Below are 21,946 nucleotides of genomic sequence, written 5' to 3'. Positions count from 1 at the left end.
TCAATCAGAACTTGTGAACGTAGCGAACCTGCACCTGGTAATCCGCTCGGGAGCGATTCTCGACGCCGGTTTCTTTATAGGTGTTGAGCCAGAAGGCTTTGTCTTCGGTGATTTTCCAGAACAGGCCCGGGCCAAAGCCCAGCACCTTTTCCCGGGAGTCGGTTAGGGTGCTGCCGTTGACCTTGTCATCCGAAATCTGCCGGAAGTAGTAGCCGTTGATGCCGACCGAGACCTTCGGGAACACTTCGTACGAGGCGGTGAAGTTGGCCCATGCCGACTGTCCTGACTGGGTGTCGCGCACCGCTTGCCCTTCAAAGAACTGCTGCGAACTGCTCGCCGGATCGTCGTTCTTGAAGTTGTACAGATAGTTCAGCCTCCAGCTTACTTCCCAACGGGGTGCCGGCATCCAGGTCGCTGCCCAGTAGGGGTTCAGGGAGAAGTGGTTGGAGCCTGGGTTCAGGTCTTTGTCTTTGTCGTACTTGCCCGTTGGTAGAATGATGTCGAAGGCCATGCGCTGGACGAAAACCGGCCGGCCGCTGGCGTCGACGATCGGATCGAACTGGACCTGTGGCCCGACCGTGACATCGCCCATGCCGGTAGCGTTGTCCTTGAGCTTGGCACCGTTGTCACCGAAATCGCCGTCCAGGGAAACAACGGGGACCAGCAGGCTCCAACCCAGGTGTGCCCCTCCCGCGAAGGTGTCGGGTGAGTAGTAGCTCAGCTGATTGATCATCGTGATGACGTTGATCTTCGGGTCATCGAAGGCGCCGTTTTTCTTGCCGCCGTTGGTCCTGATGCTACTGGCGGTGCTGAACTTCAGGTAGGTCTGGTGAGTCAGCCCGGGTGGCCCCGCAAACCCGTCGTAGAAGCTGGTGCCGCCCAGGTTGATACCGCTGGGTTGGCTTACGGACGGTGGAGGAGGGCCGTCGGCTGCATGGGCGGCAAATGACGCGAAGCTGAGTGCCAGGCACGCTGGCAAAGATTTAGTCAGACTCATCGAAGTGGCTCTATTCTTGGAATTGTGAGCGGGGGAATGTCCCCTGGCACTTCGACTTTAAGTCCCGGTGGTGGGTGATGCTTGAGCGCAACGGCCAGAGTTGACTGAGCGTGCCATGATGGGGCGATGATCCCCAACACTCTTGGCGCTCAACGCGGCGATTGAGGCGGCGCGCGCGGGCGAAGCGGGCCGTGGCTTTGCGGTCGTTGCAGACGAAGTTCGCAAGCTCGCAACTCGCACGACTGAAGCAACCGAACAAGCTGCCGGGATGATTGCTCGCTAAGTACGGTTCCGGTGAAGCTCCTCAAGCGTGACGTTTACCCATACGCTCTCTGCCTTGGTACCTGCTGTCTAACTCGCGAGGCCCACTGTGAAGCATGCGCACGGCCATGATAGCTATGAGCTATCATGGCCGTGCGTATTACTAACTGGATGACCATTCTGCGTCTACGTATCGTAGAGGTATTAAGCGTGATGGGCCGGTAGCACCGTTCGCGTCTTCCAAATCAACACAGGCCTGTACAGGTCATGTTTCCGAGATTTCCATGAAGAAAACGCTTTCGTTGGCCACACGCATAGGGCTTAGTTTCGCGGCCATCCTGGCGCTGCTCATATTGATAACCACCATCGGCATTCACCGCGTTGCGTTCATTGACTCCACCTTGGGCGACGTAAGCGAAAATGCCGCAAAGGTGCAGCGCTACGCAATCAATTTCCGAGGCAGTGTCCATAACCGTGCCATCGCTATTCGGGATGCCGTGCTGGTAACGACTGATTTGGATTTGGCAAAACACTTATCGGAAGTCTCAGCCTTGGAAAAGGCCTACTCTGACTCGGCAGCTCCAATGGATCAGTTGTTCAAGGGCGCAAGCGTAACTGACGAGGAGGTTCGATTACTGAGCGCTATCAAGGACATCGAACAACAAACCCTTAACTCCACCAGAGCGGTAATCTCCCTGCGCCAGGCGGGTGACATACCAGGGGCTCAGGCGCTGCTGATGCGTCAAACGTCTTTGGATTACAGTGAGTGGCTCAAGCGCGTCAATGCATTGATCGACTACGAGGAAGCATCAATCAAGGCGAAGTTGGGCGCAGTGCAGGCAACCGCCAGCCAGTTCAGTACGCTGATGCTTATCGCGACAGGTATTGCCCTGCTGCTGAGCATCACGTTGTCGGCTGTACTTATTCGCTTTGTTACATCCACGCTGGGTGCTGAGCCCACAGACGTTGCATTGGCCATCGAGCGACTGGCAGCTGGTGATCTGAATCAAACGATTTCCACAGAGTATCCCGGCAGTGTCATGGGCGTCCTGAAAGACACGCTGGGCCATCTCGCAGAGACCATTCGTCAAGTACGTAAGGCGGCCCAAGAAGTCAATTACTCGGCCACCCAGTTGTCTGCCGCATCATCGGCTAATAATGAGCAGACCAGCTTGCAAACCCGCGAAGCCGAGCAGGTAGCCGCAGCCATCATGCAAATGGCGGCGACGGTTAATGAAGTATCCGGGTATGCCGCGCAGGCAGCTGATGCCTCCCGGTTGGCTGATACTGACGTGGGAAGTGGGAACAAATTGGTTGCAAGCACCACGGTTGCTATCGAACAGCTGGCATTAACCCTCGAGCAAACGACTGCTACCGTGAACCAGGTGTCCAAACATAGTGAAAATATTGCGTCAGTGATCGACGTAATCAACTCCATCGCCTCGCAAACCAATTTGCTTGCTTTGAACGCAGCTATCGAGGCTGCTAGAGCTGGCGAGCACGGGCGTGGATTTGCGGTGGTAGCGGACGAAGTACGTTCTTTGGCCAACCGGACACAGCAGTCGACCGAAGAAATTCGAGAGATGATCAGTACGTTGCAATCGGGTACCGAAACAGCATCTCAAACCATGCGCGATAGTTGTGAGTTGGCGAGCCAAACGGTCACACAAACACGCAGTGCGCAGGAGGCGTTGGCAAGGATCAGTGAGCAGGTTGCCGCTATCAGTCATATGAACGCCCAGATCGCGAGTGCCTCCGTGCAGCAGAGTAGCGTGACCGATGAGGTCGCTGAAAACATCAACCGCATTCATGGCTCGACGGTTGAGTCGGCCAATGGCGCGCGCCAAGTGGCAGCAGCCAGCATCGAGCTATCAGATTTAGCGGATCGTCTTACCGCTAAAGTGGCGTTCTTCTCTGCGGCTTAGTGGATTCGACAGTTTTTCACAGCCGGACTGACGTTTATGCGCGACCGCTGGGCTACTCAGCAGGATGCTTCGACAAGAAGTAATAAATATCCTATCAAACCCCGTAACGCTTGTTTCCACCTGAGGTAATGCAGTACCTACCCCTTGATCCTTGTTGCACAGCGCTGCCCATTCAGCACTGATACAGCAGAACCAAAGCAACTGACTGAATACCTGAAAGCAGCTGCATTAAGCGGGCTTTCAAGGTGAGTATTATGCTCGGGCCGCTCTGCTGCGGGTCATATGGATGAGTGCTGATCTACGACTATCCAGGGAGATTCGCTCTTCGACAGCAAAGGGCAAGAAGCCTAGTTTTGGATAAAGCAGCAAGCCTGCTGTATTTTCATTGAAGCACGAGATCTGCACCTCTGTGGCGTCGTAGCGGTCGAACGCCTGAGCTGTCATCGTCTCCACGATGAAGGTCGCCACACCTTTACCTCGTGCCTCTTGGGCAACGATGACATTGCCGATACAGCAAACCCCACCCGTTTCAGCCCGATAGAAGTTAGCAAAGCCGACAACGCTGTTCCGGGTCTCGACAACCGTGGAGTCGAATCGTTGAGTAATAGCGTTAGACAGTTGAGCTTCAGTCAGAGGGTATTGAGCTTTCGGGAACATATAAAACAGTTCCCGAGCGTTCAGGGGAAAGCTACAGATAGTTTTGATGTCGTCAGCCTTCACTGGCCTGTGTTGCAATATCATCGCGCGTCCTTGAGGTCTGTGTTTCCGGCATTTTAGCTCAACTAGATTTGCTCAAGCACCTTGCCTGATTACCGGGGGCATGCATCGATGCATACATAAAAACGTATGGGACAACCTGGTGGCAGGCCTGCAAAAGGAGGTTCCCTACGACTCAACCGTCGTTGCTTTCTTCGCTTCGTCCAGCATCCATTGAGCAAACGCTTGTATTGGCTCTCTGCTCAATGCGATGGGCTCGGGGAGGATGAGGCAGAAGGTTTTGGAAATGGTTTTCCCCTCTGGCCACGGAGCGACCAGACGTCCTAACGCCAGTTCAGTTTCAACGTAAAGACGCGGGACCAGCGCAACACCGAGGCCGGCCAATGCCGCCTCGATCAACATGCCGTGAAGATCGTAGCGCGCACCAATCGCTGGATTGGTAAGTGGGATCCCCGTTTCCAGGGAATAGCGCTGCCAGGCATCCGGGTTCTGCCGTCGGTGCAGGCGTGGAAGCATGTCCAGTGTTGCTGCTCCTGTGCTCTCTTGGAGCAATGCAGGATGACAAACAGGAACCAGCACTTCATGCAAAAGGTGGTGAGTCCGCATACCCGTCCACGCTGGGTGCTCGAAATGGATGGCAGCATCGAATCCGCTCCCGGCCAGGACGAAGGGGTCCATGCGCTCGGCCAAATGCACAGTGATGTTCGGATGCTTTTGCTGGAATCGTGTCAAGCGAGGAATGAGCCATCGCATCGCGAACGTCGGGATAGTGGCGATGTCCAGGCTCGCACCATCGTTCGGCTGCCCCATTAAGTACTGACTGTCCCGATCCAGGCGGTCCAGCGATTCGCGAACTTGGGCCGCGTAGCGTTCCCCGTTGGGCAGGAGCCGGACACGATTGCCGACTCGTTCGAATAGCGCGACACCGAGGAAGGCTTCCAGCCGGCCAATCTGGCGACTGATGGCGCCTTCAGTCAAAGACAGTTCTTCTGCCGCGCGCGCGAAGCTGCCGTGACGAGCGGCCGCCTCGAATGCTGTCAATGCCGTGCTGCTCGGGATCTTCTTTCGCATAAGCGTTCTCGGTCTAAGGGTGGTGATCCAGATAAGCTTGAGCTTTTATCACTGAAGCATACCGAAAAATCGCTTTATTCGTTGATGTCAAGGCCATACCGTGATGGAACATCAACAAGGAGGGCCGGACACACGATGTTCGGCCGCGACGTTATCCATGATCTATACCGTCGAGTGCAGCTTTACCGACCCCGCCAGCGAAGCCGAGTGGAATGATTTCTATAGCCTGGAAAAACTACCCGCGCTTATTTCCGTGAGCGGGTTCCATACCTCGCAGCGCTTCAAGGCGTTGAGCACGGGTTGCCCTGTCTACCTTGCCATGCATTCGATCGACGGCCTGGCCGTGCTTGAGGGCGATGAGTATCGCCAGAAGGGCGGCGGCAATTTTGCACGCTGGCAGCAGCACATCACCGATTGGCACCGCAATCTGTATGGCGCCCTTGAACGTGCGCCTGCCGTCGGTGAAGGCGAGCATCTGATCGTAAGCGCAGTCGGTCCCGAGCCGCTCATCGAGAGGGGGCTGGCGCCTGATCGGATGCTCGCCGTCGCATTGGAGAAGTGCCCTGAAATCAGATGGCTGGCGAAGCTGGATAGCTCCATCCGTCTCGATGTGGATACCCTTCCGAACCACGTACACCTCTATGCTCCGATGACCGCGCAGTTGACGAGTGGCAGTGGCGCACTGCCCCACACGCCGGGGCAAAACCGACATGCCTAACCTGACAATCTTCATCCAGGCGGAAAAGATGCCGCCCGAGGCGAATCTGGCGGAACTCACTGAAGAATGTACTCGGCTTTGCACGGACGTCCTCCAGGCTACGTTGGACAACGTGCATGTCATCTATGTCTCTGTTCGCCAGGGGCGCGGGCATCCTGCTTACGCGGAAATCAGGTACCGCCTCGAACCGCTCAGAACGCCATCGGTCATGGATGTCTTCATGGCGCGACTGGATGAGGCCGTAGAGCGCCATGCGGGGCTAACGGCGCGCATCCGTTGCATCGGCTATCCAGCTGCTGCCATTTACGCGCGGAACTGATGACGCGCAAGGAGTGCTGCAATGAGCGACATGAAATTTCCGGGCCAGCAGATCGGCGAGTTTTCGATTACGGCCATCAGTGACGGATACCTTTGCGCAAGTCTGGATCTCCTCTCCAATATCGATCCTGCGCAGGCGTCCAAGTTGCAGCAGGACGCAGGCGTGAGCGACCCATCCTCGATCCACATCAACTGTTACCTGGTGCGTGGAAGGGGCCGCACGATTCTCATCGATGCGGGGGCTGGTGGTTTCAAGCAGTGGGGCGGAAAGCTGAAGGCCAATCTCGCACTGGCTGGCGTGCAACCCTCTGACATTGACGCGATTCTCCTGACTCACGCACATCCCGACCATGTTGGGGGGCTGGTTGATTCTTCCGGGGCAGCTGTCTTTCCCGATGCAGAGTTGGTCGTGCACCAGCGTGAGGTTTCTTTCTGGGAGGACGATGGCAATCTCAGCCGAGCGAGTGAGCGTGCTCGTGGCAACTTTCTGTTTGCTCGGAAGGTGTTCGATCAGTATCGGGAGAAAATGCGCACATTTACTGATAACGAAGTCCTCCCTGGCATCAGTGCGACGCCCCTTCTGGGGCATACGGCGGGGCATTCCGGTTATCGCCTCGAATCCGATCAGAGGAGTCTGTTGATCTGGGGGGATATCGTTCATTTCCCTCAAGTCCAGATTGCGCGTCCCGACGTATCCATTGCATTTGACCAAGACCCGCTGCTTTCCGCCGCCACACGTTCAAAGTTGTTGGATGTCGTCAGCTCGGACAAGATTCTTATCGCGGGTATGCACCTTGGCGAGCTTGGATTTGCACATGTCGAGCGGATAGGCAAGACCTACAAAATTTCCTACGAAACTTAGCGGCTGTTCGAGATGCCTACGATGCATCGGCTGCGGCGAATGAGGTCATTGATCCCACGGCGCCTCCTGCCAGCGGTCGAACAGAAAATCGCTGAACGCCGTCAGCCGGCGTGGGTTGCAATCGTCACTCCTCATTTGCGGCGCATACGCGGTGCCACACCGGTCAGATGCTCACGTACACACGCCCAGGCTATGTGAAGGCTGTTGCGCAGTGACACGGCATCAAGGGTCATGATGCGTAATGAAACCCCGCAATCGTTGGGCAATGCGCTGACACCCAGATAGCTGTCGGGGTGAGTGGGCAGGGCATTGCGCAATGCGGTTTTCAGCGCTTCGACAGGCAAGCCCTGACCCACGAGCATGAATGTCGCCAGGGTCTGGAAGGCACCACTGACGCCCGGTAATTGCCGCAGCAGGTCTTGCCCGTTCAGCGCCAGGCGATCGCCGGCCAGCAAGCGGCCTGCCGGGCAGCGCACTTCCAGGTCGGCGCGGTAGACATCGAAGAGGCCGGCACTGTCCTGGGGGGTGTGCAGGCAAAACGCGTCGCACAGCATCACCCTGGCGCCCGGGTGCAGATTCACCCTTACCTGGCTGTGCAGTTTTGCCTGGGGAAACAGGATCGTCGCCATAGGCAGGTACTCCAGTAGCGCTCCGTGTTCGGCGGTGAGGCTGACGGTCTGCCGTGCCGATTGCTCGAGCATACTGTGGGCTACCGTCGCCGCGCCAGTGCTGACATGCACTTGAGTGTCCGGCCCGGCATGCAGGTGCATCCGCAAATCCTGGCCTGCGAAAATCCCGCCCGAGCAAGACTGCACATACACGGCGGCCATGCCTTTCGGGTCGTCGGGCAGCTTCAGGGTGCGGCCCAGATGAAAGGGATAGCCCACGCGCTGTTCGCTGATATAACTGGCGCCGGACGGCGCTTTGCTGAAGGCAATCCGGGCCTGCACCTGCGAGGATGCCTTGGGCGGTGCAATCAACGGGTGAAACAGTTCCTGCGGCGCGTTCATGGTCGGTCAAACAACACGGCGCGGCTGATGGCGTCGACGACCGCGTCGACCCCGTCACCCGTCGCGCAGTTGGTGAACAGCACGGGCCGGCCGTTGCGGGCTTCGGCTGACTCGCGACGCATGCGTGGCAGATCCACGCCCACATAGGGCGCCAGATCATATTTGTTGACCACCAGCAGATCACAGCTCAACACGCCGGGCCCTCGTTTGCGCGGGATGTCATCGCCGCCGGCGACATCAATGACAAAGATCCAGTAATCCACCAGATCCAACGAGAAGGTCGAGGCCAGGTTATCGCCGCCGGACTCAATCAGGATCAGGTCCAGGTTCTCGAATCGCGCTTCCAGCTCGTCGGCCATTTGCAGGTTCAGCGTCGGGTCTTCGCGGATCGCCGTGTGCGGGCAGGCGCCGGTTTCCACCGCGAGCACCCGTTGTGGGTCGATCAGGCCGCTGCGCTGCACGCGTTCGGCGTCCTCGCGGGTCGCCAGGTCGTTGGTGATGATGGCCAGCTCGGTGCCGCGCGCGATGAAGCGCGGAATCAGTTGCTCCAGCAGGCGAGTCTTGCCCGAGCCGACCGGGCCGCCGATCCCGACGCGCGCGGCGCCGGGGTGGGGTTGCGGCTGCGGTGCGGCGTTGAATGCAGTGCTCATTAGCAGGTTCCTTTTATTGGCTGTGATCAGCGCAGCATGTAGCGCTGGGCCAGGGGCACTTCGCTGACCGGCTCGCAGGTCAGGCGCTCACCGTCGGCGTACACATCGAAGGTCTGGGGGTCGACGCGAATGTCCGGGCAGGCGTCGTTGTGCAACATGTCGGACTTGCGCAGCGTGCGGGTGCCGAAGGCCGGCAACAGGGCTTTTTTCAGGCCCAGTTTCTCAGCGGTATCGGCCTCCACCGCAAGGCGATTGACGAAATTCACCGACAGTGCCTGTTTGGCCTCACCAAAGGCCCCCCATTGCGGGCGCATGATCAGCGGCTCGCAGGTGTACAGCGAGGCTGCCGAGTCGCCCATCACGCCGTGCACGATAAACCCGCCCTTGACCACCAGCTCCGGCTTGACGCCAAAAAAGGCCGGCCGCCACAGCACCAGGTCAGCGAGCTTGCCCGGCTCCAGCGAGCCGATGTAACTGTCGATGCCGAACACCCGCGCAGCGTTGATCGTATACTTGGCGATGTAACGCTTGATGCGTTCGTTGTCGCCCAATCCGGTTTTTTCTTCCGGTAGACGGCCGCGTTGGTCTTTCATCTTCGAGGCCAGCTGCCAGGTGCGGCAGATCACCTCGTTGATGCGCCCCATGCCCTGGCTGTCGGAACCCAGGATCGAAATCGCCCCGGTGTCGTGCAGGATGTCTTCGGCGGCGATGGTCTGCGGACGCACTCTGGATTCGGCGAACGCCACGTCTTCCGGCACGTCCGGATTGAGGTGATGGCAGACCATGATCATGTCCAGGTGCTCGTCGAAGGTGTTGACGGTGTACGGGTTGGTCGGGTTGGTCGAGGAGGGGATGCAATTGGATTTTCCCGCCACGCTGATGATGTCCGGGGCGTGGCCGCCGCCTGCGCCTTCGGTGTGGTACATGTGGATTGTGCGGTCGCCGATGGCGGCCAGGGTGTCTTCGAGAAAACCCGATTCATTCAGGGTGTCGGTGTGCAACTGCACCTGGAAGTCGTATTCATCGGCCACCTTGAGGCAGGTATCGATCACGGCGGGCATCGCGCCCCAGTCCTCGTGGATCTTCAATCCCAGGCAGCCACCGCGCAGTTGGCCGAGCAGCGATTCCGGCTTGCTGGAATTGCCCCTGCCGAGAAAGCCGAAATTGATTGGCCAGGCTTCAGAGGCCTGCAGCATCTTGCCGACGTTCCATTCGCCGCCGCAGTCGATCCCCACGGTAATCGGCCCGAGCGAGCCGCCGATCAGCGTCGTCAGGCCCGCCGCCAGCGCGTGATCGCACAGTTGCGCCGAGTCGAAATGCACGTGCACGTCGATCCCGCCCGGCGTGACGATCAGGCCTTCTGCGTCGCGCACGGTGGTTGCGACGCCGCAGATCAATTGCGGATGGACACCGTCCATGACCTGCGGATTGCCGGCCTTGCCGATGGCCACGATCTTGCCGTCCTTGATGCCGATGTCGCCTTTGACGATGCCGATCACCGGGTCGATGATCAGCGCGTTGCAGATCAGCATGTCCAGCGCGCCGTCTGCGCTGTCATGCCCCGGCATCAGGCCCATGCCGTCGCGCAGGGTCTTGCCGCCGCCGTGCAGGCATTCATCGCCGGGCACCGCGTAGTCGAATTCCACCTCGGCCAGCAGCGACGTATCCCCCAGGCGCACCGCGTCGCCGGTGGTGGGGCCGTACATCGCGGCGTATTCCTTGCGCGTCATTGTTGCCATGGGTCACGCCCCCTTGAACTGTTGTGCGCGGGCTCGATCAAGCGCGATGGCTTTGCAGGCCGGATCGTGCAGGTTGCCATTGGTCAAACCGCTGAAACCGTAGATGTCCCCCGTGCCGCCGAATTGCACCAGCTGCACTTCGCGCAGCTCCCCCGGCTCAAAACGTACGGCGGTGCCCGCGGGAATGTCCAGGTGCATGCCGAAGGCGGCGGTGCGCGGGAAATCCAGCGCCTTGTTGACTTCGAAAAAGTGGTAGTGACTGCCGATTTGCACCGGCCGGTCGCCGGTATTGATGGCCCGTACGGTGGTCGTGGGGCGACCGCTGTTGAGTTGTATATCGCCCTCGGGCGAGATGATTTCCCCAGGCGTCGGCATGACGGCCAACGGCAACTGCCCGGGTCGAATCGGCTGATGCACGGTGACCAGTTTGGTGCCATCGGGGAACGTACCTTCCACCTGCAGTACCGGCAGCAGATCGGCCACGCCGGGCATGACGTCGTCAGTGTTGAGGAGTGTCGAGCCGAAACCGATCAGCTCGGCCACGCTGCGACCCTCACGGGCGCCTTCGAGGATTTCATCGGCAATCAGCGCCGAGGCTTCCGGAAAGTTCAGGCGCAGCCCTTTGGTGCGGCGTTTGCGCGCAAGTTCGGCGGCGGTGTATAGCGTCAGCCGCTCAAGTTCGGTGGGCGTCAGCAGCATGTTCAAGCTCCTGTGTCGGCAGCAGGCGTTTTCGTGCCCGCCACCTCAATTGGCGAAAAGACGGAGGTCCTGGGTTTCGTGCCGCATCACGGCGATCTCGGCCATGGGTGTGAAGCCGCTGGCGTCGTCGAGGGCGAGCGGCGCCTGAGCCAGTAGTTGCAGCAGCAAGGGCTGGATGTCGGTGAGCACCCGCTGCGCATCCACATGCCCCATTACGCCCAGGCGCACAGCGGCACTGACCAATCCGGTGCACAGCCCATGGGCGGCGGCGAGTTGGCAGTGCTCGAGTTGCATGCCGAGTTGTTGCCACAGCAGCCCTTGCAACACCGGCAAATGCCCCGGCGTTGCCCGGGCGAGCACGTGTTGCTGGTAAGCGGCAGCGCCGGGGGTACCGAGCGCGACATGCACGCCCAGCAACGATTGGCCGACGCGACGTGAGCCTTGGCGCAGTTCCTCGGCCAGGGTCAGGGCCTCGATGTGACTGTCCAGGTCCATCAGGGTGGCGAGGTCAGCCGCTGCATGCCAGGCGGCGCATAAAAACACCCGGTCAAAACTGTTCCAGCGATGGCGCAATTGACCTTCGACGAAGGCCCGCACCTGAACGCTGCGATCATTCTGCAGGCCGCGCTGACGGCGCCTGACAGGGACGGGGTCGGTCATCGCGGCGTTCTGCCCCAGGCGCGCATCGGCCACCAGCGTTTCCAGGCCCCATGACCAGGCAACCGCACCACCAGGGAAAAAACTGTCGGCCTGTTGCAGTGCCAACAGGCTGCTGCGCAACTCGGCCGGTGCGGCGTTCATAGGCGCAGCACCCGGCCGTCCGCGAGCAGCGGCGCCAGACGCTCGAGGTAGTCGGCCTCCGGGCCATTCAGCGGGATCCGTAACGCAGTGCCTGCAAAGCGCACGGCCCAGTGCATGTTGCCGGCGAAATACCCCAGCTCCAGCGCGGCGGCAGCGTCCCGCGGTTGCAGGTCGAGAAAGTGCACGTCCTGCATGTGCACGACGATGGCGCGCTGACCGTCGAGCATCAGCACCGAGCCGTTACGCAGCTGCTGATGGCGCTCCAGCCGAATCGCACAGTCGGTGCCGCGATCACTGGCCAGGCGCAGGCGATGACGCTGAATGTCGCTGGCCGACAGGCTGAGGGTTTCGACCAGGCCTGCGTGGCTGAGGTCATGCAAACGGTCGGCGAGGGCAGGGTCGCTGGCCTGGCCCAGAATGCGGTCGAGGATCAACATGGTGTGTGCTCCCAGGTCCGGTTTCAGATGGTCAGGTAGCGCAGGATGCGCTCGCGGTCGACGGTTTCGCGGACCTCGCTGTGCACGAACTCGCCTTTCTCGATGATCAGGTAACGGTCGGCCACCGCCATCGCAAACGACAGCACCTGTTCGGAGACGATCAGCGAAAATCCCCGTTCTTTTTTCAGCAGGTTCAGGGCCCGGGCGATGTCCTTGATGATCGACGGCTGAATGCCCTCGGTCGGCTCATCCAGGATCAACACTTTGGGGTTGGAGACCAGCGCGCGGGCAATCGCCAGCTGTTGTTGCTGGCCGCCGGAGAGGTTGCCGCCCTTGCGTCGACGCATCTCGAACAGCACCGGGAAGTACTCGTAGATGTAGTCGGGAATCGGTGCGGCAGGGGCGCCCTGCATGCCCGTCAGGATATTTTCCTCCACCGTCAGGTACGGAAAAATCATCCGCCCCTGCGGCACGAAGCCCACCCCGGCGGCGACCCGCTCATAGCTCTTGCTGGCGGTGAGTTCCCGGCCCGCCAGCGTGATGCTGCCGCTGCGCGCCGGCAGCATGCCCACCAGGCTTCTGAGCAGGGTGGTCTTGCCCATGCCGTTGCGACCCATGATCGCCAGGGACTCGGCCGGTGCGAGGGTCAGGTCGAGATTGCGCAGCACATGGCTGTCGCCGTAATACACGTTCAGGTTATTGACGGTCAGCATGCTCAGTGCCCCAGGTAGACGTCGATGACGCGAGGATCGTTTTGCACCTGATCCATCGAGCCGTAGGCCAGGGTTTTGCCCTGGTGCAGGACGGTGACTTTGTCAGCCACTGACTTCACGAACTCCATGTCGTGCTCGATGATCACCATGGCGCGGCCCTTGGCGATGCGCTTGAGCAGGCCTGCGGTCTTTTCCCGCTCGCCTGCACTCATGCCGGCCACCGGCTCGTCCAGCAGTAACAGTTCCGGGCGCTGCATCAGCAGCATGCCGATCTCCAGCCACTGCTTTTGCCCGTGGGACAACAGCCCGGCTTTGCGCCCCAGCTGGTCCTGCAGGAAAATCATCTCGGCGGTCTGCTCGATCTCTGCTTGCAGGGCCGGGTCTTTGCGGGCGAACAGGCAGTTGAAAATGCCGCGTTTGCCGGGCGATGAGATGTCGAGGTTCTCGCGCACGGTGAGGTCTTCATACACCGAAGGGTTCTGGAACTTGCGCCCAACGCCCGCGCGGGTGATCTGGTATTCGATCATGTTGGCCAGTTGCAGGTCCTTGAAACGAATGCTGCCGGCACTCGGGCGGGTTTTGCCGCAGATCATGTCAAGCAGGGTGGTCTTGCCCGCGCCGTTAGGCCCGATCACCACGTGCACCTGGTTTTCTTCGACATAGAAATTAAGGCTGTCCACTGCCTTGAAACCGTCGAACGACACCGTGAGGTCTTCGACACTCAGCAACAGGCCACTCATGACTGCACCTCCTGTTTGTTGTGGCCAAGGCGTTGCAGCAAACCGGCCAGCCCGGTCGGCAAGAACAGCACCACGCCCATGAACAGGAAACCGATGAAGTACTGCCAGAAGTTGACGAAGTTTTCCGACAGGTAGGTTTTGGCCACGCCGATCAACAGCGTGCCGTACACCGCACCGACCAGCGACAGACGCCCGCCAAGGGCTGCGTAAATCACGATTTCGGTCGAAGGAATGATGCCCACCAGCGACGGCGACGCGAGGCCGACCTGCAGGGTGAACATCACCCCGCCGAGCGCCGAGATCAGTGCTGCAACGGCAAAGATGAACGCTTTGAACAGCGCCGTGTTGTAGCCGGAAAACCGTACGCGGTCCTCACGGTCACGGATCGCCACCACCACTTTGCCCAGCCGGCTGCGCAGGATGAACCCGCACAACGCCACGCAGCCCAGCAGTAACAGGGTGGTGATCAGGTACAGAATCCAGGGCGTTTGAGGCGTTTGCAGGCTCAGGCCAAAGGCGGTCTTGAAGTCGGTCAGGCCGTTGACGCCGCCGGTGTAGCCTTGCTGGCCGATGATCATGATCGACATGATCGCCGCCAACGACAGGGTGATGATCGAGAAGTACACGCCGCCCACGCGCTTCTTGAAATACGCGTAGCTGAACACAAACGCGAGCAATGCCGGGAGGACGAGGATCGCCGCAAAGGTGAATGTCGCCGACTCGAAAGGCTTCCACCACCAGGGCAGCGCGTCGACGCTGTTCCAGATCATGAAGTCCGGCAACGCCGAGCCGTAGAAGGCGGCGAGCGCGCTCGCCGCTTCGTCGTTGGCGGTGGCTTCAAGTTTCAGGTACATCGCCATCATGTAGCTGCCAAGGCCAAAGAAGATGCCCTGGCCCAGGCTGAGTATCCCGCCGTAGCCCCAGATCATCACCATGCCCACGGCGCAGAACGCCAGGCTCAGGTATTTGCCGGCCAGGCCCAGGCGAAAGTCGCCCAGGCTCAGGGGCAATATCACCAGCAACAGCAGCGACAGCCAGACCAGGCTGTGGCGCTCGAGCAACGGCAGCAACCCGGTGCGCAGCCGGCGCGTGGTCGGCGTCGAGGTGCTGGGGCGGGTGAGGGGCGTCTCAGTCATATCGTTCATCTCAGCGTCTCACTTTCGCGGCGAACAAGCCGTTGGGGCGGAAGAACAGCAGCACGATCACCACCAGCAGCGTGATGGCTTTGGCCATGGACCCGGTGGTGAGGTATTCCAGCGAAATCTGCGTCTGGCCGATGGCGAAGGCCGACAGGAAGGTACCCAGCAAACTCTCCACCCCGCCAAACACCACGACGATGAAGGTGTCGACCAGGTACTGCTGGCCGCTGACCGGGCCGGTCGAGGCCAGCATGGTGAACGAGCTGCCGGCGATCCCTGCCAGCCCGCAGCCCAGGGCAAACGTGACCGCATCGACACGGGCGGTGTTAATGCCGGCTGCCCCCGCCATGGCGCGGTTCTGGGTCACCGCGCGAATGCGCAGCCCCCAGCGGCTGCGGTACAAAAACAGAAACACGGCGCCGGCGATCACCAGTGTCAGGCCGATGATGAAAATCCGATTGAGCGGCAGTTCCAGGCCTTCGCTGATCTTCCACGCGCCTTGCAGCCATTGCACCGTGGGCACGCTGACTTCCTTGGGCCCGAAGACCTGGCGGAACACCTGCTGCAGCACCAGCGACAGGCCCCAGGTCGCCAGAAGCGTGTCGAGCGGGCGGTTGTACATGAAGCGAATAAAGCAGCGCTCGAGCAGGAAACCGAACGCGAAGGTCACGACGAAGGCCACGCCGATGCCGATCACGAAATACCAGCCCATGTAGTCGGGAAAGTAGCGCGCAAACACCACGGACGTGACGTAGGTCATGTACGACCCCATCGCCATCAACTCGCCGTGGGCCATGTTGATTACGCCCATCAGGCCGAACACGATGGTCAGCCCCAGGGCCATCAGCACCAACACCGAGAACAGCGAAAACCCGCTGAAGACCTGCATCACCAAAATATCGAAAGTCATTGCGTCGCTACCTGTCGCTGCACGTTGGCGGACCGCGTGGGCGGGAGAGGGCGCGAGTCAGATCGCGCCCGACCCTGCATCACAGTTTCGGGAAAGGGTTAGGCTCGATGGGCGCGGACTCGTAGATCACGTCAACCTGGCCCTGGGCGTTGAGGGTGCCGATGCGCGCACGCTTCCACAGGTGGTGGTTGTCCTTGTGGACCTTGACCTCGCCTTCAGGCGCGTCGAGGGTCAGCTCCGAGGACGCGGCGATCACGGCCGGGACGTCGAAACTGCCGGCTTTTTCCACGGCTTTCTTCCACAGGTACACGGCGGTGTACGCGGCCGCCATCGGGTCGCCGACTACGCGTTTGTCGCCATAGCGGGCCTTGAAGGCGGCGACGAATTTCTCGTTGACCGGGTTTTTCAGGCTCTGGAAGTAGCTCATGCAGGTGAGAAAGCCGGTGAGGTTTTCGGCGCCGATGCCGGTGACTTCTTCTTCGGTGACGGCCAGCGCCATCAGCGTCTGGTTGCTGCTGTCGATGCCGGCGGCCTTGAGCTGTTTGTAGAACGCCACGTTTGAGCCACCGACGATGGTGGACAGTACGATGTCGGGCTTGGCGGCCTTGATTTTGTTGATCACCGAGGAGAACTCGATGTTGCCCAGGGGCAGGTAATCCTCACCGACGATGGATCCGCCCTGCTTGGTCACCGACGCCCGTGCCAGCTTGTTGGTGGTGCGCGGCCAGATGTAGTCCGAGCCCACGAGGTAGACGGTCTTGCCTTTGTTGGCCATCAACCAGCTGACGGCTGCCAGGGTTTGCTGCGACGCTTCGGCGCCGGTGTAGATGATGGCCGGGGATTTTTCCAGGCCTTCATAGAACGTCGGGTAATACAGCAACGCCTTGTTGCGTTCGAACACTGGCAACACCGCTTTACGCGACGCCGAGGTGAAGGCGCCGAACGTAGCGACAACGTGATCGTTTTCCAACAGCTTGCGCGCCTTCTCGGCGAAGGTCGGCCAATCGCTGGCACCGTCCTCGACGATCGGTTCGATGGTCTTGCCGAGCACGCCACCGCTGGCGTTGATTTCGTCGATGGCGAGTTTTTCCGCATCCACCACCGAGGCCTCACTGATGGCCATGGTGCCGGTCAGCGAGTGGATGATGCCGACCTTCACGGTCTCGGCTGCCTGCACCTGGCTGACCAGGGAAAACGGCAACAGGCTGAAGGCGCCCAGCAACAGGGCATGCTTGATCAAACGGCGTTTGTCGTTGTGCATTCACTTCTCTCCAGGAATAAAAAAAGCCCGACATCCCGGCTAAATCAATAGTCGGGAAATCAGGCTTCTTGTGCCGAATCTGGCGGGACAGCTGTGTCCGATCCAGTCGTACGCGAGGTGCTTCCCTACTTGCCAAGGGGGCGTAGGGCAAACAGCTGGCGCGATGTCTCTGGAGAGTTATAGCAAGGGCAGTGCCAATTGCGATCAGGGCGTTTTCCGGGCAGTCGAAGGGGCGTGCGAGTGACGCCTGCATCTATTGCCGCGTGTCACTGGCCTGCGCTGCTTTGGCGCGAATGCACCCTGAATGCACCAATACCGTGAGCGTGTGGGCGGCATGGATGGGCTCCACGGCAAGGATTGAAACCGGCCGGCGCCGCGGGTGCAGCTCGTCCATTGCGTGTGGCCCACTATCTGCATGAGCGACAGGCAACACCCTCGCAGGGTCCCTTGTCACACGCCCATCCTCGGCAGGTGTGGAAGGCCCCTCGCATGACTGGCCCTGACAGTGTTGTCGCGCCAGCCCCAGGCACAACCCGCCTGAGAGCAGCCATTTTGTTATACGGCGTCTCGCTCAATCATTATTTGCACAGGCCTCCAGACCCCCATCCACGAGCGGGTGTCTTTTCTCACGTTGAACAAGGTTGATAGGCATGGTTGACCAGTCGATCCGCATAGGCGGTCTGTTTTCCGATACCGGTGTCACGGCGGCTGCCGAGGGCTCGACGATGCGCGGCGCGCAGTTTGCAATTGCGCAGATCAATGCGGCAGGCGGGGTCGGTGGTCGCCCGCTGCAGTTGATCACCCGCAACCCCGATTCAACGCCTGCGCTGTACGCCATGCATATCGAATCGCTGATCCGCGAAGAACACCTGCGGTTTTTCTTTGGTTGCTACACCTCGGCTGCACGCAAGGCGGCACTGCCGATTGTCGAGCGCTACGACGCCCTGTTGCTGTACCCGGTGTATTACGAAGGTTTCGAGTATTCGCGCAACATTATCTACACCGGCGCCACACCGAATCACAATGCCTTGCCCCTGGGCAATTACATGCTCGACAACTTCGGCAATCGCGTGTTGATGATCGGTTCCGAGTACGTCTACCCGTACGAAACCAATCGCTTGATGAGCGACCTGTTGTACGAGCGTGGCGGTACCAAGCTGGGCGAGTATTACCTGCCGCTGAAAAACGCACGTCCGGAAGATTTTGCCAAACTGATGGTCAAGGCCAGGGAGCTCAAGCCCTCGTTTATTTTCTCGACGGTCGTCGGCGAAACCATGGGGCATTTGTACCAGGCCTACGCCGACGCAGGCTTTGACCCCTCGGTGATGCCGATTGCCAGCCTGACGACCAGCGAAACCGACATCCAGCAAATGGGGGTTCACCTGGGCACTGGGCATATCTCGGCGGCTACGTATTTTCAGTCGGTGGACACGCCGACCAACCGCCAATGCATCGCCCAATACCGCGAGTTGTTTGGTCAACACCAGGTCACTGACCGTTGCTGGGAGGCGGCGTACTTTCAGGTGCACTTGCTGGCCAAGGCGATCATTCGAGCTGGCAGCACGCAAGTGGAGGATGTGCTGCAGGCCATGCGCGGGCTGGAATTCGAAGCGCCACAAGGACGCATTCGGGTCGATGCCAACAATCACCACACGTACCTGTTTTCGCGGATTGGCCGGGCCAACGTCGAGGGCCAATTCGACATCCTTTACGAAAGCCAGAGTGCACTCAAGCCTGATCCTTATGCCATTGCACCCAATTTCAATGAATGGTCCGGCTCGGTGGGGAGACGTCCATGACCTTGCGCGCCGCCAAGAAACGCCTGCGCAACGACAGCGCGACAGGCATCAAGGACCTGCGCGATGTCAGCGTATTGGTGATCCACCCGGATGACGAGGATGGACGCAACCTGATCGAGCAGTTGCAGCGCATCGGTTGTCAGGTGCGTGTGCAATGGCCGATTCCGGAGCGCTTGAGCGCCGAGGCGGACGTGATCGTATTGGCGGTGTCGCCGGAAAGCCTGTCGACCAACACGCCATGGCTGCTGCACGCCAGCACGCCGCCGATCATTCCGGTGATTGCCTATGAGAACCCGATCATCGTCGAGGCATTGGTGCAACTGAACGCTTGCGCTGTCATCCCTTCGCCCGTGAAGTCGTTCGGTTTGCTGACCGCTTTGGCGATCACCCTGAGTCAGTCACGCAAGGCCCGCGAACGGGAACGGCACGTCAAGCGCCTGGAAGGGCGCATGGCGGTCATGCGCACCGTGCAGCAGGCGAAAATAATCCTTATCGAAACCAAGGGCATGTCGGAGACCGATGCCTACAACGCCTTGCGAGATCAAGCCATGGCCAAACGCGAACCGGTGGAAAAAATCGCCGAAGCGCTGGTCAAGGCCCATGAGTTGTTCCGACAAGCCTGTTCCTGAACAGCCTTTGAGCATCGAGCTTGTGAGGGCTTGATCCTCTTCTGCGTGGACGTTTGCCATACGCCTCCCTTGGCAGGTATGGATCACCGCGTGGCGACCGGCGTGGACAATGGAGTCCTCCGGAGCGAGCCGTAACCTGTGCAGTGGGCACGGGTGGCGCGCGTCAATGATCGCCCGAGATTGGGTGGTTCTTAACGTCATTTGGAGAACACCATGTCCGTAAAACGCCCCAGCAAAACCGACTTTCTGATTGCCGCCGAAGACCACGGTTATCACCTGACAGATAGCCAGATGGAGGCCTTCCTCAACCTGGCCGATGAAACGTTGAATTCCTACGAAGCCATCGATGCGCTCTACGCTGCCAACGTCGCGCAGCAACCGCCTGAACGCGAATACAACAAAGCCGCCGAGGCAGACAACCTGCACGGCGCCTGGTACGTGAAAACCCGAATCGTCGGCGCGGCGCAAGGCCCGTTGGCCGGCAAGACGGTGGTCATCAAGGACAATGTGTCGGTGGCTGGCGTGCCCATGGCTAACGGCTCATTGAGCCTGGACGGTTATATCCCGTCCGAAGACGCCACTGTGGTCAAACGCTTGCTGGCGGCCGGGGCCACGGTGGTGGGCAAGTCGGTGTGTGAAGACTTGTGTTTTTCCGGGGCAAGTTTTACCTCCGCCAGCGGCCCGGTTAAAAACCCCTGGGACCTGACGCGCAACGCAGGCGGTTCGTCCAGCGGCAGTGCGGTGCTGGTGGCGCTTGGCCAAGTCGACATGGCCATCGGCGGCGATCAGGGCGGTTCTATCCGGATGCCGTCGGCCTGGAGCGGCATCGTCGGGCACAAGCCGACTTACGGCCTGGTGCCTTACACCGGCGCTTTTCCGATTGAGCGGACCATCGACCATGTGGGCCCGATGGCCAATAACGTACGCGATGTGGCAGCGATGCTCGATGTCATTGCGGGGGCCGATGGGCTTGATTCCCGGCAGAAAAATCCGCCAGCGGTCAACTGCCTCGCGACGCTGGAGCAGGGCGTGGCCGGCTTGAAAATCGGCTTGCTGCGAGAAGGTTTTGCGATCCCGGGAATGTCCGAGCCGCAGGTGGATGCCCTGGTCAAGGCGGCGGTTGCCCAGCTTGAAAGCCTGGGCGCCAGCGTCGGCGAAGCAAGCGCGCCGTGGCACACGGGCGTGGCGTTGGATCTGTGGAACGTGATTGCCACTGACGGCGCGGCGTATCAGATGTTGCAGGGCAATGGTTACGGCATGAACGTCGACGGTTATTACGACCCGGGCATCATGAGTTACTTCGGCGAAAAACGCCGCGAACACGCCGATGCGTTGTCCAGTAGCGTGCGAGCGGTTGCGTTGACCGGTCACTACAGCCTGAAAAACCTGCATGGCGCCTACTACGCCAAGGCGCGGATGCTGGTACCGGAGCTGACGCGCCAGTACGACGAGGCATTCAAGGATTTTGACGTGTTGGTGATGCCCACCATGCCCTTCGTAGCCACGCCGTTGACCGCCGCGGACGCACCCGTGGAGGAGTACGTGCACAGTGCACTGGACATGCTTGCCAATACCGCGCCGTTTGACCTCACGGGGCACCCCGCGACATCGATCCCGGCGGGGCTTGCGGACGGCTTGCCGGTCGCCATGATGATCGTTGCTCCGCGCTTCCAGGACGCCCTCGCACTGCGCGTTGCCCAGGCCTACGAACACGCCCGCGGCGTATTCCCTAAACCCCCGGCGCTGTAAACCGATGGCCTGCCCAGGCGCTGGCGAATACGTTCGCTGGCGACTGGGCCTGGAATGGCCAGCGCGCAACGCCTGCTGGCAGAAGGCTGGCGTGTGCAGGGGCTGAGTCGCCGCGCTGCCGGTATCGACCATCCGCGCTTTCACTGGACTGAATGCGATCTGAGTGACTTGCAGGCCTTGGATCAAGCCTTGCAGCCCATCGAAACGGTGGATGCCATCGTCCACGCGGCAGGTTTCATGCGTACCGCCCCGTTGGGGCAGTTGCAGCCGCAGGATGGCCAAGCCATGTGGCAGGTTCACGTGGCGGCGGCGAGCCATTTGGTCAACACCCTGCACGCCAGGCTGCACCCCGGCGCCCGAATCGTGATGATCGGCAGCCGCACGATGCAAGGCGTCGTGAAAAGACCTGCGCGGGGTCTTTAGCCGGCTGCAAGTATTCTGTTAATCCCTGGAACCACATCACCTCGACAAAATCACCGCTGATTTTCAGATCGCCTGTACGCAACCCCGTCAGGAATTCATCCTTGCTGTCTTTAGCCGACAGAATGGCGAAGCCTCTTTCTGTGTTTCTAAACGACAGCGTGAATGCCGGCTTTTGCGTTAAACCTGCGGCGGATTTTATCTTTCCGTTCGCAACGGTGAAGTAGCGACCCACGCCATCCTCTGTTCGAATCTGAAAGACCAACGACTTGCCTTTAACAAATTTTGCGCAGCCGGGGTTTTTCTTGATGGCCCGCTGAAACAGCTTGGTCAGCGCCCACAACAAAAATTTAAACTTCAGCATGATGTGCTGGCTCCGTA

General features: G+C 60.1%; 22 protein-coding genes and 3 pseudogenes. 10 read left to right on the top strand and 15 right to left on the bottom strand.

Annotation, left to right across the window (positions count from 1 at the left end):
* Nucleotides 1-4 precede the first annotated feature (4 nt).
* Nucleotides 5-997, bottom strand: coding sequence for a SphA family protein (locus tag BFP99_RS17580; RefSeq protein WP_065926069.1), 993 nt, complete (start codon nt 995-997; stop codon nt 5-7).
* Between the two features lie 139 nt (nt 998-1,136).
* Between BFP99_RS17580 and BFP99_RS32240 the strand changes: the two are divergent.
* The 3 pseudogenes from BFP99_RS32240 to BFP99_RS34115 form a co-directional block, all read left to right on the top strand.
* Nucleotides 1,137-1,271 (top strand): annotated as a pseudogene (locus BFP99_RS32240) (methyl-accepting chemotaxis protein); the annotation flags it as partial.
* A gap of 271 nt (nt 1,272-1,542) precedes the next feature.
* A pseudogene (locus tag BFP99_RS34120) lies at nt 1,543-2,052 on the top strand (MCP four helix bundle domain-containing protein); the annotation flags it as partial.
* Between the two features lie 609 nt (nt 2,053-2,661).
* A pseudogene (locus tag BFP99_RS34115) lies at nt 2,662-3,183 on the top strand (methyl-accepting chemotaxis protein); the annotation flags it as partial.
* A gap of 252 nt (nt 3,184-3,435) precedes the next feature.
* On the opposite strand, the gene BFP99_RS17570 reads toward BFP99_RS34115, so the two are convergent.
* Together BFP99_RS17570 and BFP99_RS17565 are read right to left on the bottom strand one after the other, a co-directional pair.
* Nucleotides 3,436-3,924 (bottom strand): GNAT family N-acetyltransferase, encoded by a 489-nt coding sequence (locus BFP99_RS17570; protein WP_065926071.1) that lies wholly within the window; start codon nt 3,922-3,924, stop codon nt 3,436-3,438.
* Nucleotides 3,925-4,068: 144 nt separating this feature from the next.
* Nucleotides 4,069-4,971 (bottom strand): LysR substrate-binding domain-containing protein, encoded by a 903-nt coding sequence (locus tag BFP99_RS17565; protein ID WP_065947806.1) that lies wholly within the window; start codon nt 4,969-4,971, stop codon nt 4,069-4,071.
* A gap of 157 nt (nt 4,972-5,128) precedes the next feature.
* Here BFP99_RS17565 and BFP99_RS17560 point away from each other — a divergent pair, with 157 nt between their 5' ends.
* From BFP99_RS17560 to BFP99_RS17550, 3 genes are read left to right on the top strand one after another with little or no spacing between them, the layout of a single operon-like run.
* On the top strand, nt 5,129-5,689 hold the full coding sequence (locus BFP99_RS17560; protein ID WP_065947805.1) for a sugar ABC transporter: 561 nt from the start codon (nt 5,129-5,131) through the stop codon (nt 5,687-5,689).
* Nucleotides 5,682-6,008: a hypothetical protein gene (locus tag BFP99_RS17555; RefSeq protein WP_065926074.1), complete on the top strand. Its 327-nt coding sequence runs from the start codon at nt 5,682-5,684 to the stop codon at nt 6,006-6,008. The genes BFP99_RS17560 and BFP99_RS17555 overlap by 8 nt, the downstream gene beginning before the upstream one ends.
* Nucleotides 6,009-6,029: 21 nt before the next feature.
* Nucleotides 6,030-6,869, top strand: coding sequence for an MBL fold metallo-hydrolase (locus BFP99_RS17550; protein ID WP_065926075.1), 840 nt, complete (start codon nt 6,030-6,032; stop codon nt 6,867-6,869).
* Between the two features lie 131 nt (nt 6,870-7,000).
* Here BFP99_RS17550 and BFP99_RS17545 read toward each other — a convergent pair whose 3' ends face one another.
* The 11 genes from BFP99_RS17545 to urtA form a co-directional block, all read right to left on the bottom strand.
* Nucleotides 7,001-7,879, bottom strand: a complete 879-nt coding sequence (locus BFP99_RS17545; protein WP_083221215.1) for an urease accessory protein UreD — start codon at nt 7,877-7,879, stop codon at nt 7,001-7,003.
* Nucleotides 7,876-8,529, bottom strand: a complete 654-nt coding sequence (gene ureG, locus BFP99_RS17540) for an urease accessory protein UreG (protein WP_027603381.1) — start codon at nt 8,527-8,529, stop codon at nt 7,876-7,878. The genes BFP99_RS17545 and ureG overlap by 4 nt, the downstream gene beginning before the upstream one ends.
* A 26-nt stretch (nt 8,530-8,555) precedes the next feature.
* Nucleotides 8,556-10,268, bottom strand: coding sequence for an urease subunit alpha (gene ureC, locus BFP99_RS17535; protein ID WP_065947804.1), 1,713 nt, complete (start codon nt 10,266-10,268; stop codon nt 8,556-8,558).
* Between the two features lie 3 nt (nt 10,269-10,271).
* Nucleotides 10,272-10,967 (bottom strand): urease subunit beta, encoded by a 696-nt coding sequence (locus BFP99_RS17530; RefSeq protein ID WP_065926078.1) that lies wholly within the window; start codon nt 10,965-10,967, stop codon nt 10,272-10,274.
* Nucleotides 10,968-11,012: 45 nt separating this feature from the next.
* Nucleotides 11,013-11,768, bottom strand: a complete 756-nt coding sequence (locus BFP99_RS17525) for an urease accessory protein UreF (protein WP_065926079.1) — start codon at nt 11,766-11,768, stop codon at nt 11,013-11,015.
* Nucleotides 11,765-12,205: an urease accessory protein UreE gene (gene ureE, locus BFP99_RS17520; protein ID WP_065947803.1), complete on the bottom strand. Its 441-nt coding sequence runs from the start codon at nt 12,203-12,205 to the stop codon at nt 11,765-11,767. Before ureE ends, BFP99_RS17525 begins: the two co-directional genes overlap by 4 nt.
* Nucleotides 12,206-12,228: 23 nt before the next feature.
* Nucleotides 12,229-12,918 carry an urea ABC transporter ATP-binding subunit UrtE gene (gene urtE, locus BFP99_RS17515; RefSeq protein WP_027603386.1) on the bottom strand — a complete coding sequence of 230 codons (690 nt, stop codon included), beginning with the start codon at nt 12,916-12,918 and terminating at the stop codon, nt 12,229-12,231.
* A 2-nt stretch (nt 12,919-12,920) separates the two neighbouring features.
* The gene (gene urtD / locus BFP99_RS17510; protein ID WP_027603387.1) at nt 12,921-13,658 is read right to left on the bottom strand and encodes an urea ABC transporter ATP-binding protein UrtD; all 738 of its coding nucleotides are present in this window, start codon (nt 13,656-13,658) and stop codon (nt 12,921-12,923) included.
* The gene (gene urtC / locus BFP99_RS17505) at nt 13,655-14,803 is read right to left on the bottom strand and encodes an urea ABC transporter permease subunit UrtC (RefSeq protein ID WP_027603388.1); all 1,149 of its coding nucleotides are present in this window, start codon (nt 14,801-14,803) and stop codon (nt 13,655-13,657) included. Before urtC ends, urtD begins: the two co-directional genes overlap by 4 nt.
* A 1-nt stretch (nt 14,804) precedes the next feature.
* Nucleotides 14,805-15,707 carry an urea ABC transporter permease subunit UrtB gene (gene urtB / locus BFP99_RS17500; RefSeq protein ID WP_027603389.1) on the bottom strand — a complete coding sequence of 301 codons (903 nt, stop codon included), beginning with the start codon at nt 15,705-15,707 and terminating at the stop codon, nt 14,805-14,807.
* Nucleotides 15,708-15,786: 79 nt separating this feature from the next.
* Complete coding sequence (gene urtA, locus BFP99_RS17495; RefSeq protein ID WP_065926081.1) at nt 15,787-16,968, bottom strand: urea ABC transporter substrate-binding protein; 1,182 nt, start codon at nt 16,966-16,968, stop codon at nt 15,787-15,789.
* Between the two features lie 650 nt (nt 16,969-17,618).
* Between urtA and BFP99_RS17490 the strand changes: the two genes are divergently transcribed.
* The 4 genes from BFP99_RS17490 (at nt 17,619) to BFP99_RS17475 (ending at nt 21,568) form a co-directional block, all read left to right on the top strand.
* Nucleotides 17,619-18,767 carry a transporter substrate-binding domain-containing protein gene (locus BFP99_RS17490; protein ID WP_065926082.1) on the top strand — a complete coding sequence of 383 codons (1,149 nt, stop codon included), beginning with the start codon at nt 17,619-17,621 and terminating at the stop codon, nt 18,765-18,767.
* On the top strand, nt 18,764-19,396 hold the full coding sequence (locus BFP99_RS17485; RefSeq protein ID WP_065926083.1) for an ANTAR domain-containing response regulator: 633 nt from the start codon (nt 18,764-18,766) through the stop codon (nt 19,394-19,396). The genes BFP99_RS17490 and BFP99_RS17485 overlap by 4 nt, the downstream gene beginning before the upstream one ends.
* Nucleotides 19,397-19,609: 213 nt before the next feature.
* Nucleotides 19,610-21,145 (top strand): amidase, encoded by a 1,536-nt coding sequence (locus tag BFP99_RS17480; RefSeq protein ID WP_065947802.1) that lies wholly within the window; start codon nt 19,610-19,612, stop codon nt 21,143-21,145.
* 54 nt (nt 21,146-21,199) lie between these two features.
* Nucleotides 21,200-21,568, top strand: a complete 369-nt coding sequence (locus BFP99_RS17475) for an NAD-dependent epimerase/dehydratase family protein (RefSeq protein WP_065926085.1) — start codon at nt 21,200-21,202, stop codon at nt 21,566-21,568.
* On the opposite strand, the gene BFP99_RS32235 is transcribed toward BFP99_RS17475, so the two are convergent.
* Complete coding sequence (locus BFP99_RS32235; protein ID WP_242001099.1) at nt 21,468-21,929, bottom strand: SCP2 sterol-binding domain-containing protein; 462 nt, start codon at nt 21,927-21,929, stop codon at nt 21,468-21,470. The genes BFP99_RS17475 and BFP99_RS32235 overlap by 101 nt on opposite strands.
* Nucleotides 21,930-21,946 lie beyond the last annotated feature (17 nt).

It is taken from the genome of Pseudomonas sp. 1 R 17, assembly GCF_900067035.1.
GTDB classification, from domain to species: domain Bacteria; phylum Pseudomonadota; class Gammaproteobacteria; order Pseudomonadales; family Pseudomonadaceae; genus Aquipseudomonas; species Aquipseudomonas marginalis.
The sequence above is the reverse complement of the archived record's forward strand: the minus strand, read 5'-3'. Positions and strand labels throughout refer to the sequence as shown.

Bases quoted from the DNA above. Each gene is read 5' to 3' on its own strand.
- BFP99_RS17580 (WP_065926069.1), bottom strand. From the start codon at position 997: ATGAGTCTGACTAAATCTTTGCCAGCGTGCCTGGCACTCAGCTTCGCG.
- BFP99_RS17570 (WP_065926071.1), bottom strand. From the start codon at position 3,924: ATGATATTGCAACACAGGCCAGTGAAGGCTGACGACATCAAAACTATC.
- BFP99_RS17565 (WP_065947806.1), bottom strand. From the start codon at position 4,971: ATGCGAAAGAAGATCCCGAGCAGCACGGCATTGACAGCATTCGAGGCG.
- BFP99_RS17560 (WP_065947805.1), top strand. From the start codon at position 5,129: ATGATCTATACCGTCGAGTGCAGCTTTACCGACCCCGCCAGCGAAGCC.
- BFP99_RS17555 (WP_065926074.1), top strand. From the start codon at position 5,682: ATGCCTAACCTGACAATCTTCATCCAGGCGGAAAAGATGCCGCCCGAG.
- BFP99_RS17550 (WP_065926075.1), top strand. From the start codon at position 6,030: ATGAGCGACATGAAATTTCCGGGCCAGCAGATCGGCGAGTTTTCGATT.
- BFP99_RS17545 (WP_083221215.1), bottom strand. From the start codon at position 7,879: ATGAACGCGCCGCAGGAACTGTTTCACCCGTTGATTGCACCGCCCAAG.
- ureG (WP_027603381.1), bottom strand. From the start codon at position 8,529: ATGAGCACTGCATTCAACGCCGCACCGCAGCCGCAACCCCACCCCGGC.
- ureC (WP_065947804.1), bottom strand. From the start codon at position 10,268: ATGGCAACAATGACGCGCAAGGAATACGCCGCGATGTACGGCCCCACC.
- BFP99_RS17530 (WP_065926078.1), bottom strand. From the start codon at position 10,967: ATGCTGCTGACGCCCACCGAACTTGAGCGGCTGACGCTATACACCGCC.
- BFP99_RS17525 (WP_065926079.1), bottom strand. From the start codon at position 11,768: ATGAACGCCGCACCGGCCGAGTTGCGCAGCAGCCTGTTGGCACTGCAA.
- ureE (WP_065947803.1), bottom strand. From the start codon at position 12,205: ATGTTGATCCTCGACCGCATTCTGGGCCAGGCCAGCGACCCTGCCCTC.
- urtE (WP_027603386.1), bottom strand. From the start codon at position 12,918: ATGCTGACCGTCAATAACCTGAACGTGTATTACGGCGACAGCCATGTG.
- urtD (WP_027603387.1), bottom strand. From the start codon at position 13,658: ATGAGTGGCCTGTTGCTGAGTGTCGAAGACCTCACGGTGTCGTTCGAC.
- urtC (WP_027603388.1), bottom strand. From the start codon at position 14,803: ATGAACGATATGACTGAGACGCCCCTCACCCGCCCCAGCACCTCGACG.
- urtB (WP_027603389.1), bottom strand. From the start codon at position 15,707: ATGACTTTCGATATTTTGGTGATGCAGGTCTTCAGCGGGTTTTCGCTG.
- urtA (WP_065926081.1), bottom strand. From the start codon at position 16,968: ATGCACAACGACAAACGCCGTTTGATCAAGCATGCCCTGTTGCTGGGC.
- BFP99_RS17490 (WP_065926082.1), top strand. From the start codon at position 17,619: ATGGTTGACCAGTCGATCCGCATAGGCGGTCTGTTTTCCGATACCGGT.
- BFP99_RS17485 (WP_065926083.1), top strand. From the start codon at position 18,764: ATGACCTTGCGCGCCGCCAAGAAACGCCTGCGCAACGACAGCGCGACA.
- BFP99_RS17480 (WP_065947802.1), top strand. From the start codon at position 19,610: ATGTCCGTAAAACGCCCCAGCAAAACCGACTTTCTGATTGCCGCCGAA.
- BFP99_RS17475 (WP_065926085.1), top strand. From the start codon at position 21,200: ATGGCCAGCGCGCAACGCCTGCTGGCAGAAGGCTGGCGTGTGCAGGGG.
- BFP99_RS32235 (WP_242001099.1), bottom strand. From the start codon at position 21,929: ATGCTGAAGTTTAAATTTTTGTTGTGGGCGCTGACCAAGCTGTTTCAG.